Source organism: Mesorhizobium sp. M0030 (genome assembly GCF_040323695.1).
Lineage (GTDB): Bacteria > Pseudomonadota > Alphaproteobacteria > Rhizobiales > Rhizobiaceae > Mesorhizobium.
The window spans coordinates 41,226-54,329 of sequence record NZ_JAMYVE010000001.1 but is presented as its reverse complement, the minus strand read 5'-3'; the positions used below and the strand labels follow the sequence as shown (position 1 = coordinate 54,329).

Sequence of the window (13,104 nt, the reverse complement as noted above, 5' to 3'; positions counted from 1 at the left end):
GGTCGAATGCTGAAAGAATTCCAGGAATTCATTTCCAAAGGAAATGTGATGGACCTTGCGGTCGGCGTCATCATCGGCGCGGCCTTCAGCAAGATCGTCGATTCTCTTGTCAATGACATCATCATGCCTTTCATCGGCGCACTTGGTGGCGTCGACTTTTCCAACTACTTCATAGGCCTCTCATCAACAGTGCATTCGACCAATCTTGCCGACGCGCGTAAGGAAGGCGCGGTGTTCGCCTACGGCAATTTTATCACCGTGGCGCTGAATTTCGTCATCCTGGCTTTCATCATCTTCCTGATGGTCAAGGCCGTGAACAACATGCGCAAGCGGCTCGAGCGGGAGAAGCCGGCCGCACCTGCGGCTCCGCCGCCGGCTGACGTCGCACTGCTCACCGAAATTCGCGATCTCCTCGCCAGGAAATAGACAAGGCCAGATTTCTGGACCAAAACCCCGGTCGTTCGCGGCCGGGGTTTTCTGTTGCCGCATCTGCTAAGAGCATCCGCCAATGCATGTCGCCCATAAGTGCGCAGCGGTTCTGGATAATGACATGCATCAAAGCAGACATCAAAACGGACCTGTCATGACCCTGATCGATAGCTTGCGCGCCGAAGCGGTGGCCGCCCCCGAAAGCGGCATTGTCGCCGTCGTCAATTACGGCCGTACGCGCGAGGGCATGATCCCGCTCTGGGCCGGTGAAGGCGATTTGCCGACGCCTGCCTTCATTTCGGAAGCCGCCGCCAAGGGGCTCGCCAATGGCGAGACCTTCTATACCTGGCAGAAAGGCATTCCGGAGCTGAGGCAAGCGCTTTCCCGCTACTATGCCAGGCATTTCGGCAAGAGCTTCGCCGAAGAGGAATTCATCGCCACCGGTTCCGGCATGCATGCCATTCAGTTGGCATTAGCAGCGGTCGCCGGCAGCGGCGACGAGGTGGTCTATCTCTCCCCGGCCTGGCCGAATTTCGCCGCCGCCGCCGGTATTTCCGGCGCTACCCCGGTTGCGGTCACGCTCGACCAGTCGGGCAATGGCTGGTCCTGCGATGTCGACAAGATTGCGGCTGCGGTGACGCCGCGCACCAAGGCGCTGTTCGTCAACACGCCATCGAACCCCACCGGCTGGACGGCCGATAAGGAAACGCTGCAGGCGATCCTGAATCTCGCCCGCCAAAATGGCCTGTGGATCATCGCCGACGAGATCTATTCGCTGTTCCACTACGGCCACGGCCGTGCGCCGTCCTTCCTCGACATTTCGACCGCGGAAGACCGCATCCTGTTCGTCAACTCCTTTTCCAAGAACTGGGCGATGACCGGCTGGCGCGTCGGCTGGATCAAGACCCATCCCGAGCTGCAGCAGGTGTTCGAGAACCTGATCCAGTATTCGACCTCAGGCGTCGCCCAGTTCATGCAGCGCGGCGCCGTCGCGGCGCTGGACCACGGTGAGGCCTTCATCGTCGAGCAGGTGGAGCGCGCCAGGAAAGCGCGCGACCTGGTCTGCGATATTCTCGGCGCAACCGGCAAAGCGCGCTTCACCGTGCCGCAAGGCGCGTTCTATTTGTTTTTCACGGTCGACGGCATCACCGATCCGCGCCGGGCTGCTTTCGACATCGTCGACAAGGCCAATGTCGGCCTGGCGCCGGGCACCGCCTTCGGCCCTGGCGGAGAGGCGTTTTTGCGCCTGTGCTTCCACCGCCGCCTCGACCAACTCGAGGAAGCGGCACACCGGCTGGCGGGATGGATGAGGACGGTTTGAGGTGAATGGGCGGCGGCTTCAGCCGCCCGACTTCGGCACAAGCAGCGGCACAATCCGGTCGCTCTTGGCGACAGTGGGCCGTCCGGCGGAGCCGTAGGGAATGCCGAGCGCATCCCATGTCTCGATCAGCGCGTCCTGAAGTCCCGCAATCAGCGCATCGGTATGGAACGGCGTCGGGGTGATGCGCAGCCGCTCGGTGCCGCGCGGCACGGTCGGATAGTTGATCGGCTGGATGTAGATGCCGTGCACGCCGAGCAGACGGTCGCTGGCCATCTTGCAGAGTTCGGGGTCACCGACCAGCACCGGCACGATGTGTGTCGGCGATTCCATCACCGGCAGGCCGGCTGCAGACAGAACCTCCTTGGTCCGCGACGCTTGGCGCTGTTGCGCATCGCGCTCGGCTTGCGACCGCTTGAGGTGGCGGATGGACCTGGTGGCGGCGGCGGCGACGGCCGGCGGCAGCGCCGTGGTGAAGATGAAGCCCGGCGCATAGGAGCGCACCGCGTCGATGATGGCGCTGTTGCCGGCGATATAGCCGCCCAGCGTGCCGAACGCCTTGGCCAGCGTGCCTTCGATGATGTCGATGCGGTCGGCCAGCCCCTCGCGCTCGGTGATGCCGCCGCCGCGCGGTCCGTACATGCCGACGGCATGGACCTCGTCAATATAGGTCATGGCGTTGTAGCGTTCGGCCAGTTCGACGATCTGCTTGATTGGCGCGATGTCGCCATCCATCGAATAGACGCTCTCGAACACGATCAGCTTGGCGCGTTCGCGGCCCGCCACCTGTAGCAGGCTTTCGAGATGCGCGACGTCGTTGTGGCGGAAAATCTTCTTTTCGGCACCCGAGCGCCGCACGCCTTCGATCATCGAGGCATGGTTGAGCTCGTCCGAAATGATCAGGCAATTGGGCAAAAGCCGCGCAATGGTCGAAATCGAGGCCTCGTTGGAGACGAAGCCGGAGGTGAAGACCAGCGCGGCTTCCTTGTCGTGCAGGTCGGCCAGTTCCAGCTCGAGCTCGACCAACGGGTTCGAGGTGCCGGAAATGTTGCGGGTGCCGCCGGCGCCCGAACCCATCTTGCCGGCTGCATTCTGGAACGCGGCAATGACATCGGGGTTCTGGCCCATGCCGAGATAGTCGTTGGAGCACCAGACGGTGATTTCCTCGGCGCGGCCGTTTGAACGCCAGATAGCGCGCGGAAACTTGCCGACAATGCGCTCGAGATCGGCGAAAACCCGGTAGCGCCGCTCGGCGTGGAGCTGATCGATCGCTTCCTCGAAGAACCGCTGATAGTTCATGTCGCCTTCCCAGTTTTGCGCGGGATCATAATCGTTGGCCGATTCGTCGTCCACCGGGCCGTTTTGGTCAAAATGCCACGCCCCAAGCCTGTTCCTAACGATGCCGGATCGTGGCCTATTCCCTTGATGTGGATCAATTTTGTTTCCGTACGATGCCACAGGCCGGTGAGACTGTTACGGATTTAACATTCAGGCGTTTCTAATGGCCTTGCCGCAGGCTTTCCAGTAAGGCGGTGATTGAGACAGTTTCCGATAAATCATGAGTAAAAGAGGACACGGATGACGGTTTTGGTAACGGGCGGCGCCGGTTATATCGGCAGCCACATGGTCTGGGAACTGCTGAATGCCGGCGAGAGCGTCGTCGTTCTCGACCGCCTTTCCACGGGCTTCGAATGGGCGGTGGCGCCGGAGGCCAAGCTGGTCGTCGGCGATGTCGCCGATAGGGAATTGGTCGGCCAGATCATCCGGGATAACAAGGTCGACGCGATCATCCACTTCGCCGGTTCCATCGTGGTGCCGGAATCGGTTGCCGATCCGCTCGCCTATTACGAGAACAACACCTCCAAGACCCGCACGCTGATCGAAACCGCCGTGCGCGAGGGCGTGCCGCATTTCATCTTCTCCTCGACCGCCGCCGTCTATGGCGGCGCCGGCCTGGAGCCGGTGCGTGAGGATGCCCGCCTGGCGCCGGAATCGCCCTACGGCCTGTCCAAGCTGATGAGCGAATGGATGCTGCGCGATGCAGCGCTTGCGCATCCCTTGCGCTACACGGCCCTGCGCTACTTCAACGTCGCCGGCGCCGACCCCAGGGGCCGGACGGGTCAGTCGACGCCTGGCGCCACGCATCTGATCAAGGTCGCCTGCGAGACCGCGCTCGGCAAACGCCCCTTCATGCAGGTGTTCGGCACCGATTATCCGACGCCGGACGGCACCTGCATGCGCGATTATATCCATGTCAGCGACCTGGCTGCGGCGCACCGGCTGGCGCTGCAGCGCCTGCGCGCCGGCGGCGGCAGCCTCGTCGCCAATTGCGGCTACAGCCACGGCTATTCGGTGCTCGAGGTCATCGACAGCGTGCGGCGCGCCTTCGGCCGGGATTTCGAGGTCAAGATGGGCGACCGGCGCCCCGGCGACGCCGCCGCCGTGGTTGCCAATTCGGACCTTGCACGCGCCGAACTCGGCTGGACCCCGCAACGCGACGACCTCGACCAGATCGTCGCCGATGCACTCGCCTGGGAGCGTATCCTCACCGGCAAGAACTCCGCGCGGGGCTGAGCCGGGCACTTCCGAGGGCTCGCAAGGCGCGCGGCGAAGCGCTATTGAAGCAATGGCGGTGCGGCGTGGAGGCGCTGTGCCGCGAAGAGGGGGTGGCATGAAGATAACGGTGCTTGGAGCCGGCGTTGTCGGTACCGCGGCCGCCTATTATCTGGCCGCCGACGGCCATGAGGTCACCGTTATCGAGCGCCATCCGGCGCCGGCGCGCGGCACCAGCCAGTCCAATGCCGGTCTGGTGTCGCCGGGCGACGCCACCGCCTGGGCCTCGCCAGCGGCGCTGAAGACCTTCCTGCGCGCGCTCTGGAACCATGATCTCGGCATCAAGGTCAGGCTGCGCTTCGATCCTTATTTCCTCGCCTGGAGCCTGCGCTTCCTGCGCCAGTGCACGGTGGCGCGCCTGCGCGCCAACAGCCAGGTCAAACTGCGCCTGGCGCTCTATTCGCGCGACTGCATCAACGCGCTCTCCGACGCCACCGGCATCCACTATGACGAGCGCAAGAAGGGCATTCTTTATTTCTTCCGCTCGCAGCACAGCCTCGACACCGGCACCGACAACTACCAGTTTCTGGCGAAGCATGGCCTGCCGATCGAGATCGTGGGCCGCGACCGGCTGGTCGAACTTGAGCCCGGGCTCGCGGGCGTGAAGGAAAAGATCGCCGGCGGCGTTTATTCGCCGATCGACCAGACCGGGGATTCCAGGATATTCGTCGACGGGCTCGCCGCCTATGCGGCCGAAAAGCTTGGCGTCAGATTCCTGTTCGACACCACGATCGAGGGGCTCGACATAGAGGGCGACTGGGTACGTGCGGTCATGACATCGGCCGGCCCGGTGACGGGCGACGCCGTCGTCATCGCCATGGGCCCCGAGAGCGGCCTGATCGGTCGCCGCTACGGTATCGACCTGCCCGTTTATCCGGTTAAAGGCTATAGCGCGACCATCCCGCTGGAGGACGAGAGCAAGGGACCGACCATGGGCGGCGCCGACGAGGACCGGCTGGTTGGCTACTCCAGGCTCGGAAACCGCCTGCGCATGTCCTCGACAGCCGAGTTCACCGGCTTCGACCGCAGCTTCAAGCCCAGCGACTTCAAGTCCATGCTGAGCACCGGCAAAGACCTTTTCCCTGGCGCTTTCGACGAGAAGAAGGCGCTGTTGTGGGCAGGTCTGCGGCCGATGATGCCCAACTCGGTGCCGGTCATCGGCAAGGCGAAATACAAGAACCTTTACCTCGACACCGGCCACGGCCATGTCGGCTGGACCATGGCCTGCGGCTCGGGCAAGTTCCTGGCCGACCTCGTCGCCGGCCGCAAGCCGGAGATCGACCCGCAAGGGCTGGTCTACGGGAACTGAGGGAGCTCTAGTCGTCGTGTTGGCATCGAGTCCATTCGCCGTGCACCCATTCGGCAAGCCATCCGCGCTCAAGCTGGCCAATCTGTGCCAAGTTTTCCTGCCTGGCGGTCAAATGGCCGAGACCGATAACTTCGAAACCTCCGCAGTCCGCGGGGTGATCATGTTCGCCGCAGGTCAGTTGCCACTCACCATCGAAATGATGAACGACCAGCGTCACCGGCCTCTCCGATCGAAAGACGTGCCCACATACAATTGCTCTGGTTTCCAACATTGAGACCGTCACTGCGCAAAGTTTGACAAATATCGTACGACGATCTGGAAGATGCATCTGACTGACAGATTCTACAAACCCTGAGTGACGAAATGTCGGGACCGCAAGTCGCTATCGACCTTGGCCGCATCGAGCGCAACGCCCGCACCATCGTCGAACGCTGCGCATTGTCTGATATCAAGGTATTCGGTGTCACCAAGGGCACATGCGGCATGCCGCAGGTGGCGCGGGCCATGCTGCGCGGCGGTGTTGCCGGCATCGCGGAATCGCGTTTTGAGAACATTCGGCGGCTGCGCGACAGCGGCATCAATGCGCCGGTCATGCTGCTGCGCAGCCCGCCCATGGCGCGCGTCGAGGAGGTCGTGCGCACCGTCGACATCAGCCTGCAGTCGGAACTGACCACCATCCGCGAGATATCGCGCATTGCCGAGCGCATGGGCCGCGTCCACGACATCATGCTGATGATCGATCTCGGCGATCTCCGCGAAGGCATCTGGCCAAGCGACCTGATCCCCACCGTCGAGCAGATCCTGGAATTCAAGGGCGTGCGCATCGCCGGCATCGGCACCAATCTCGGCTGCTTCGGCGCCATAATGCCGACCCCGGAGAACCTTGGCCAACTCGTCGCCCATGCCTACAAGACTGAGCGCCTGTCCGGCAAAAGCCTCGACTTCATTTCCGGCGGCGCCTCGTCATCGCTGACGCTGCTGCTCGAAGGCAAGCTGCCGCCCGGCATCAACAATCTGCGCGTGGGCGAGGCGATCCTGCAAGGCGGTGTCGAAACCTTTCGCGACGTGCCGTGGCCCGAACTCGAACCCGATGCCTGCCGGCTGACCAGCGACATCATCGAGGTCAAACTCAAGCCTTCGCGGCCGATCGGCACATCCGGCTACGACGCCTTCGGCAACCAGCCGGTCTTTGCCGACGAGGGCGACCGGCTGCGCGCCATCGCCAATATAGGCCGCGAGGACGTGCTGGTGGAAGGGCTGACGCCGATCGCCAAAGGGGTGAGGGTGCTCGGCGCTTCCAGCGACCATCTGCTGCTCGATGTGCAGGATGCCGATCCGCGACCCACCGTCGGCGACCGCGTCGCCTTCCGCATGAATTATGGCGCCATGCTTCTGGCGATGACCTCGGAATATGTCGAGAAGGCGCCGATGCACGACGTCGCGGATTTCTCCGGCCGCAAGATGGTGTCGATCTCGGCCGAACCGGAAGCCGGCGGGATTATCGCCCGCGAGGGAACCGGCGCGCGGCTGGAGGCAATGAATTTCGACGTGGTCGAACTCGCCGACGTCGAGCGGCCGCCCTCGGGCTTGATCCGGCTCGCTGCCGGCGCCGATCGCCGTATCGCCCACAAGGCGCTGACCGCAACGGCGCGCGCGACGCATTCCTTCGGCCTGATCTGGATCGATTCCATCGCCGCCCTGATGCCCGAGTACGAGGAGGCCAAAGACATGCCTGAAGTCTCGGTGCTGGCCCGCGCGCTCGGTCTCGATCACAAGCCCTGCGCACTGCAGCCGCAGCTGTCGCCGGAAAATGTCGTCATCGTCGGCCTGCGCCATGCCGATCCGGCGGAGGCAAGGGTGCTCAAGGATTCGCGTGTCTCGGCCTTCACCATGACCGACATCGACGCCATGGGCATGCGCGACCTCATGCATGAGGCGATCCGCATCGCGACGTCGGGCACGCAGGGCTTTCACGTCAGCTATTCGCCGACGGCGACCGAATTTACCGGCTGGGCTGCGGGCTCGGGCGGGCTGACGGTGCGCGAGACGCATCAGGCAATGGAGGCGATCTCGCTGTCCGGCGGTCTGCTGTCGATGGATGTTTCCGGGCTGACCGCCGGTCTGGAGCCGCGGATCGGCGCCGACGCCGTCAACTTCGTCATGTCGGCCTTTGGGAAGCGGATTTTGTGATCAGCCTTGCGCGTCGACTGCCGCGCGCCACGCGGTGACATAGGCCGCCCAGACCGGGTCGGTCTGCGGCTCAATTCTTTCGCCCTTGCCGTGCGTCACTGGCTGATCGGATGCGAGCAGTGCCGCGCCGATGCTGGTGCCGGTGGCCGCCTCGGAGGCGATGACGATGCGCGCGGTCGCTGCCGCCAGCATGCCGACAAAGAGCCGGTTGCGAGCAAACGGTCCTTCCACGGTGGTCGGGCCGTCGGCGCCGATCAGCTCGAGGCAGGTCGCCGTCATCAGTGCCAGATAGAAGGAAATGGCGGCGAACCGCTCGCCTTTGCTGATGCCCTCGGCACCAAGCCATGCCGCGGCATGGTGCGGGAACGGACCTGATCCCTGCTGGGTAGAAGGCAAAAGCAGCATCTTTTTTGTCAGAACGGCCAGCACCTCGCTGCCGCTGCAGTCCTGCGGCTTGTCCTTGGTCAGCTGGGAAAACTCGCGGCCACCCATGAACCGCGCCGAGGGGACGGGAGCGCCAAGCGCGCTGACATTGACCAGCGTGTCGCGCGCAGCATCGAGCGCAATCTCTCTGCCGCCGACCGCCATCGATACCACCCAGGTGCCGGTCGAGACGACCGAGAAGGGCGGCTCGTCGGACAGAAGATGCGGCAATAGGGAGGCGTTGGAATCGTGCAGTCCGCAGAAAACCGGGGTCTGCGGATCGAGCCCGGTGCGCGCGGCAAGCGCCGGCAGGATCGGGCCGAGCTGGTCCCTGGCCGGCCGCACCGATGCCATCAGCCTGCGCCAATCCAGCCTGTCGACCATCGAGGAAAAGTCCGCCTCCCAAGGGCTCCACAGATCGGTGTGGCAGCCGAGCGAGGTCACCTCGTTGGCGGCAACGCCGGTCAGGCGCAGCGCCCAGTATTGCGGATACATCAGCATCGCGGCGGCCCTGGCGAATTCGGTGGGAAAACGCTTCTCAAGCCAGAAGAATTGCGCACCGAGATTGAGGCCGAGCGGCAGGCGCGGCGTCCCGGTCTCAATGAAGGGCGGACGGATCGCACTATACTCTGTAGCCAGCCTGTCGGGGCCGTCGAACTCATAGTCGAGGACAGGCAGCACCAGTTCGCCCGCGGCGTCGACCAGCACGCCGGTCGCACCATGCGTGGTGATCGAAATCGCGTCGATACGCTGTTCGCGGTCGAGGCTGGCAAGGCTGTTGAGGATAAACGTCCACAGCGCCTCGACATCGTGATGCGGATAGGGCGCTTGTCGCAGCGGCGCGTTCGCCATGCGGCGCAACCCCACCTCGCTCAGCGTGACGAGATCGACCAGCGCCACCTTGGCGTTGGTCTTGCCGATGTCGATGACGGCGATGTGGCGCAGCGCACTCATGCCATATGGAACATTGTTTCCAGGGGGATGGCCACCGGTTGGTTGTCCGGCCTGGTCTCCATGATGTCGGCCATGTGCGCCCACCAGCGCTGCATCACCGGATGCTTCGGCAGGTCGGCCATGCCATGGTCGTCCCGCCGCCACAGCACGCCGAACAGGATGTTGGTGTCTTCATCGAGATGGATCGAATAATCGGCGACGCCGGCCTCTCTCAGCAGCGCCACCAGCGACGGCCAGATCTCATCGTGGCGCTTTTTGTACTCGGCTTTCATGCCGGGTTTGAGCTGCATCTTGAAGGCGTATTTCTCAGGCATCAGCTGTTACCACGCAGCTGTCGCCAGACGATCGGCAGCGCGATGACGAAGATCAAGAGCAGGCCGATGAAGATCGACATGACGATGCCGGGCACGTTGAGCAGGCCGAGGCCGAAGGTCACCAGCCCCATGATAAAGGCGGCGAGCACGACGCCAACAATGCTGCCGGAGCCGCCCAGAATGCTGACGCCGCCCAGCACCACCATGGTGATGACCTCAAGCTCGTAGCCCTGCGCGATGGACGGCCGCGTCGAGCCGAGCCGCGAGGTGATCAGCACCGAGGCGATGCCCGCCATCAGTCCGGTCATGCAAAACAGGATGAATTTGATGCGGCCGACGCGAACGCCGGAAAACTGTGCCGCGACCGGATTGTTGCCGATGGCAAAGACACGGCGGCCGAAGCTGGTGCGATGCAGCAGGAACCAGTAGGCGACGGCCGCGAGGAGGAAGAGCACCAGTTCGAACGACACCACCCACCAGACGTAACCCTGGCCCAAGAAAGCAAAACTCTCGGGATAGCCTTTGTAGGCCTGATCGCCCAGGATGATGAAGGCGATGCCGCGAAACAGGCTCATCGTGCCGATGGTGACGACGATGGAGGGCAGGCCGAGCCTTGTCACCAGGAGCCCGTTGAAGGCGCCGCAACCGAGCCCGACGACGATGCCGATAGCCACCAGCACCGGCGTGTCGGCGCCGGCCTGCACAGCCATGCCCATCATGGTCGAGGCGAGCGCTATGATGGCGGCGACCGACAGGTCGATCTCGCCCGAAATGATCAGCAGCGCCATCGCGAAGGCGATCAGGCCTTTCTCGGTGAAATTGAAAGTCAGATCCGACAGGGAGTAGGCGTCGAGGAAATAGGGCGAGGCGAAACTGTTGATGGCGAAGATGGCGACCGCCACGACGACCAGCAGCGCCTCCCAGGAAAAGATCGCCGAGGAGAGCGGCTTGTCGAGCCGGTCGGGAATGTGGCGCGGGGCGGGGGTGTCGGTCATGCCGCTTCCGCTTTCCTCAGGATAATCCGCCCCTGCTGACGTTCGCCACGCGCGTTGAGCACGACGGCCAGGATGATGGCGCTGCCTGAAATCGCCATCTGCCAGAAGGGCGAGATGTTGATGACGGGCAGCGCGTTGGAAATGATGCCGAGGAACAGCGCCCCTAACACCGCGCCCCCGACCGAGCCGATGCCGCCGGCAATCGAAATGCCGCCGATGACGCAGGCGGCGATGATGTTGAGTTCATAGCCGTTGGCGACCTCGACCGAGGCGATGACATAACGAGAAATCCAGAGATAACCGGCGAGCCCGCCGATCATGCCGGAAATGCAGAAGACGATGAATTTGGTTCGGCCGACATCGATGCCGGCATAGACCGACGCCGTCGGGTTGACGCCGATGGCATAGATCGAACGGCCAAGCGCGGTTCGCGTCATCACCACGAAGAACAGCGCGATGACCAGTATGGCGATCCAGGACAGAACCGGAATGCCCAGGAAAGCTGCGCGCTGGAAGCCGATGAACTCAGGGCTCATCTTGTCGGCATTGACCCATGCGCCGCCGGACAGGACGAAGGTGGCGCCGCGATAGATGGTGAGCGTGCCCAATGTCACCACGATCGAAGGGATGTTCAGCCGCCACACCAGCAGGCCGTTGATGGCGCCGAGCACCAGTCCGACGGCCAGCGCAATGACGATCAGCAGCGGGATCGGGATCGCCGGATGCGCGGCGTTCAGCATCGCCACCACCATGCCGGTGAAGCACAGGTTGGAGGCCATCGACAGGTCGATCGAGCGGGTCAGGATGACGACCATCTGTCCCAGCGCCAGGATCATCAGGATCGAGGTGTCGTTGAACACCTGGGCGAGATTGCCGGGGTCGGCAAAGGCCGGGAAGCGCGTCGAGATCAGAGCAATCAAAGCGACGATCGCCGCTGCCAGCCAGATCTCGCGGAATTTCAGGAGAGCCTTCATGCCGCGATCCCCGCTGCCGTCCGGACCAGCGTTTCGGCGTCCAGCCCCTTATTATCGTAGACCGCCGCAACCAGCCCTTCGCGCATGACGACGACGCGGTCGGACATGCCCAGAATCTCCGGCAGTTCCGACGACACCATGATCACCGACAGGCCCTGCGCGACGAGCTCGGCCATGAAGCCGTGGACGGCGGCCTTGGAGCCGATGTCGATGCCCTTGGTCGGCTCATCCAGGATGATCACCTTGGGCGCCGTCGCCAGCCATTTGGCGATGACGATCTTCTGTTGGTTGCCGCCCGACAGCGTGCCGACATCCTGGCTGAGCGAGGAGGCCCTGAGGTCAAGCCGCTCGGTGTAGGAGCGGGCGAGCGCGAATTCTTCCGACAATCGCAGCAGGCCGGATTTGGAGGTGCGCTTCAGCGAAGGCAGCGAGACATTCTGGAAGATCGGCAGGCCGATCACCACGCCCTGCTTGCCGCGCTCTTCCGGCACATAGACGATGCCGGCTTCGATGGAATCCGCCGCCGATTTCGGCGTGATCGTCTTGCCTTCCAGCGTGATCGTTCCACCCGATATGCGGGTGATGCCCGATATCGCCTGCATCACCTCTGACCGCCCGGCGCCGACAAGGCCGTAGAAACCGAGGATCTCGCCCTTGTGCAGTTCGAAGCCGATGTCGTTGAATTCGGTCGGGTGCGAAAGGCCAGCGACCGACAGCACCGGCGCGCCGATCTCGGCCTTGCGTTGCGGAAAGATGTGATCGACCGAGCGGCCGACCATCATGCGCACGATCTGGCTCTGGCCGGTATCCTTGATAAGGCCCTCGCCAACCATCTCGCCGTCGCGGAACACGGTGTAGCGATCGGCGATCCGATAGATCTCGTCGAACTTGTGGCTGATGAACAGGATCGCCTTGCCTTCCTCCTTGAGGAATTCGATCAGCAGGAAAAGCTCCTCGATCTCCTTCATCGAAAGGGCTGCGGTCGGCTCATCCATGATGACGATCTGCGCATCGATCGACATCGCGCGAGCAACCGCTACCAGATGCTTGTTGGCGATGCCGAGGTCTTTCAGCCGCGCATCGGCGTTGATATGGCCGGCATGCATGGTGTCGAGCACTTCGCGCGCGTGTTTTCGCATGGTGCGCCAGTCGATGGTGCCTAGCCGCGTGCGCGGCGCATGGCCGAGAAAAATGTTTTCGGCGACGCTCAGATCGTCGAACAGCACGGTTTCCTGATGAATGGCGGTGACGCCGTGGCCGAAGGCGGCATGCGCGCTGGGCAGGGTGACGGCCTGGCCGTCAATGCTGATCGTGCCGGCGTCGGGCTGGTAGATGCCGGTCATGATCTTGACCAGCGTCGACTTGCCGGCACCGTTTTCACCGATCAGCGCCGTAACCTGGCCGGGGTAAAGCGACAGGCTGACATTGTGCAGCGCGCGCACGCCGGGAAAGCTTTTGGAGACGCCGGACAGCGTCAGGCGCGGGGCAGGACCCGTGGGCTCCTCCTTCGCAATGCCGTGCTGGGCTGTCGTGTCCATATCCGTATCAAGCCCTGAAACAAGGTCCGTTTAAAGTCGCGGCGGGA

At 63.4% G+C, this 13,104-nt stretch carries 12 protein-coding genes; 5 read left to right on the top strand and 7 right to left on the bottom strand.

Annotated features, from left to right (window positions below):
- Positions 1-6 precede the first annotated feature (6 nt).
- Together mscL and NKJ80_RS00275 are read left to right on the top strand one after the other, a co-directional pair.
- Complete coding sequence (gene mscL / locus NKJ80_RS00280; protein WP_023681933.1) at positions 7-426, top strand: large conductance mechanosensitive channel protein MscL; 420 nt, start codon at positions 7-9, stop codon at positions 424-426.
- Positions 427-583: 157 nt separating this feature from the next.
- Positions 584-1,750, top strand: coding sequence for a pyridoxal phosphate-dependent aminotransferase (locus NKJ80_RS00275; protein WP_352496852.1), 1,167 nt, complete (start codon positions 584-586; stop codon positions 1,748-1,750).
- Positions 1,751-1,768: 18 nt separating this feature from the next.
- Here the strand turns inward: NKJ80_RS00275 and hemA are convergent, their stop codons facing one another.
- Positions 1,769-3,046, bottom strand: coding sequence for a 5-aminolevulinate synthase (gene hemA, locus NKJ80_RS00270; RefSeq protein ID WP_352497090.1), 1,278 nt, complete (start codon positions 3,044-3,046; stop codon positions 1,769-1,771).
- Positions 3,047-3,325: 279 nt separating this feature from the next.
- On the opposite strand from hemA, the gene galE reads away from it, so the two are divergent.
- Positions 3,326-4,321 carry a UDP-glucose 4-epimerase GalE gene (gene galE / locus NKJ80_RS00265; RefSeq protein ID WP_352496851.1) on the top strand — a complete coding sequence of 332 codons (996 nt, stop codon included), beginning with the start codon at positions 3,326-3,328 and terminating at the stop codon, positions 4,319-4,321.
- 97 nt (positions 4,322-4,418) lie between these two features.
- Positions 4,419-5,669 carry a D-amino acid dehydrogenase gene (locus NKJ80_RS00260; protein ID WP_023829799.1) on the top strand — a complete coding sequence of 417 codons (1,251 nt, stop codon included), beginning with the start codon at positions 4,419-4,421 and terminating at the stop codon, positions 5,667-5,669.
- A gap of 7 nt (positions 5,670-5,676) precedes the next feature.
- Here NKJ80_RS00260 and NKJ80_RS00255 read toward each other — a convergent pair whose 3' ends face one another.
- A complete protein-coding gene (locus tag NKJ80_RS00255; RefSeq protein ID WP_352496850.1) occupies positions 5,677-5,886 on the bottom strand; it encodes a hypothetical protein in 210 nt (69 codons plus the stop codon).
- A 146-nt stretch (positions 5,887-6,032) separates the two neighbouring features.
- Between NKJ80_RS00255 and NKJ80_RS00250 the strand changes: the two genes are divergently transcribed.
- On the top strand, positions 6,033-7,859 hold the full coding sequence (locus tag NKJ80_RS00250; protein WP_352496849.1) for an alanine racemase: 1,827 nt from the start codon (positions 6,033-6,035) through the stop codon (positions 7,857-7,859).
- Here NKJ80_RS00250 and NKJ80_RS00245 read toward each other — a convergent pair whose 3' ends face one another.
- From NKJ80_RS00245 to NKJ80_RS00225, 5 genes are read right to left on the bottom strand one after another with little or no spacing between them, the layout of a single operon-like run.
- On the bottom strand, positions 7,860-9,236 hold the full coding sequence (locus tag NKJ80_RS00245; RefSeq protein WP_023740724.1) for an FGGY-family carbohydrate kinase: 1,377 nt from the start codon (positions 9,234-9,236) through the stop codon (positions 7,860-7,862).
- Entirely contained in the window at positions 9,233-9,550 is a 318-nt protein-coding gene (gene rhaM, locus NKJ80_RS00240) for an L-rhamnose mutarotase (protein ID WP_023681927.1), read from the bottom strand. Before rhaM ends, NKJ80_RS00245 begins: the two co-directional genes overlap by 4 nt.
- Positions 9,550-10,545: an ABC transporter permease gene (locus NKJ80_RS00235; RefSeq protein WP_023699530.1), complete on the bottom strand. Its 996-nt coding sequence runs from the start codon at positions 10,543-10,545 to the stop codon at positions 9,550-9,552. Before NKJ80_RS00235 ends, rhaM begins: the two co-directional genes overlap by 1 nt.
- Complete coding sequence (locus tag NKJ80_RS00230) at positions 10,542-11,519, bottom strand: ABC transporter permease (RefSeq protein WP_023699531.1); 978 nt, start codon at positions 11,517-11,519, stop codon at positions 10,542-10,544. The genes NKJ80_RS00235 and NKJ80_RS00230 overlap by 4 nt, the downstream gene beginning before the upstream one ends.
- Positions 11,516-13,057 (bottom strand): sugar ABC transporter ATP-binding protein, encoded by a 1,542-nt coding sequence (locus tag NKJ80_RS00225; protein WP_023708171.1) that lies wholly within the window; start codon positions 13,055-13,057, stop codon positions 11,516-11,518. The genes NKJ80_RS00230 and NKJ80_RS00225 overlap by 4 nt, the downstream gene beginning before the upstream one ends.
- Between the last annotated feature and the right edge of the window lie 47 nt (positions 13,058-13,104).

Excerpts from the sequence above, each read along its gene's own strand:
- NKJ80_RS00250 (WP_352496849.1), top strand. The coding sequence starts at position 6,033 with ATGTCGGGACCGCAAGTCGCTATCGACCTTGGCCGCATCGAGCGCAAC.
- galE (WP_352496851.1), top strand. The coding sequence starts at position 3,326 with ATGACGGTTTTGGTAACGGGCGGCGCCGGTTATATCGGCAGCCACATG.
- NKJ80_RS00230 (WP_023699531.1), bottom strand. The coding sequence starts at position 11,519 with ATGAAGGCTCTCCTGAAATTCCGCGAGATCTGGCTGGCAGCGGCGATC.
- rhaM (WP_023681927.1), bottom strand. The coding sequence starts at position 9,550 with ATGCCTGAGAAATACGCCTTCAAGATGCAGCTCAAACCCGGCATGAAA.
- NKJ80_RS00275 (WP_352496852.1), top strand. The coding sequence starts at position 584 with ATGACCCTGATCGATAGCTTGCGCGCCGAAGCGGTGGCCGCCCCCGAA.
- NKJ80_RS00245 (WP_023740724.1), bottom strand. The coding sequence starts at position 9,236 with ATGAGTGCGCTGCGCCACATCGCCGTCATCGACATCGGCAAGACCAAC.
- NKJ80_RS00225 (WP_023708171.1), bottom strand. The coding sequence starts at position 13,057 with ATGGACACGACAGCCCAGCACGGCATTGCGAAGGAGGAGCCCACGGGT.
- NKJ80_RS00235 (WP_023699530.1), bottom strand. The coding sequence starts at position 10,545 with ATGACCGACACCCCCGCCCCGCGCCACATTCCCGACCGGCTCGACAAG.
- hemA (WP_352497090.1), bottom strand. The coding sequence starts at position 3,046 with ATGAACTATCAGCGGTTCTTCGAGGAAGCGATCGATCAGCTCCACGCC.
- NKJ80_RS00260 (WP_023829799.1), top strand. The coding sequence starts at position 4,419 with ATGAAGATAACGGTGCTTGGAGCCGGCGTTGTCGGTACCGCGGCCGCC.
- mscL (WP_023681933.1), top strand. The coding sequence starts at position 7 with ATGCTGAAAGAATTCCAGGAATTCATTTCCAAAGGAAATGTGATGGAC.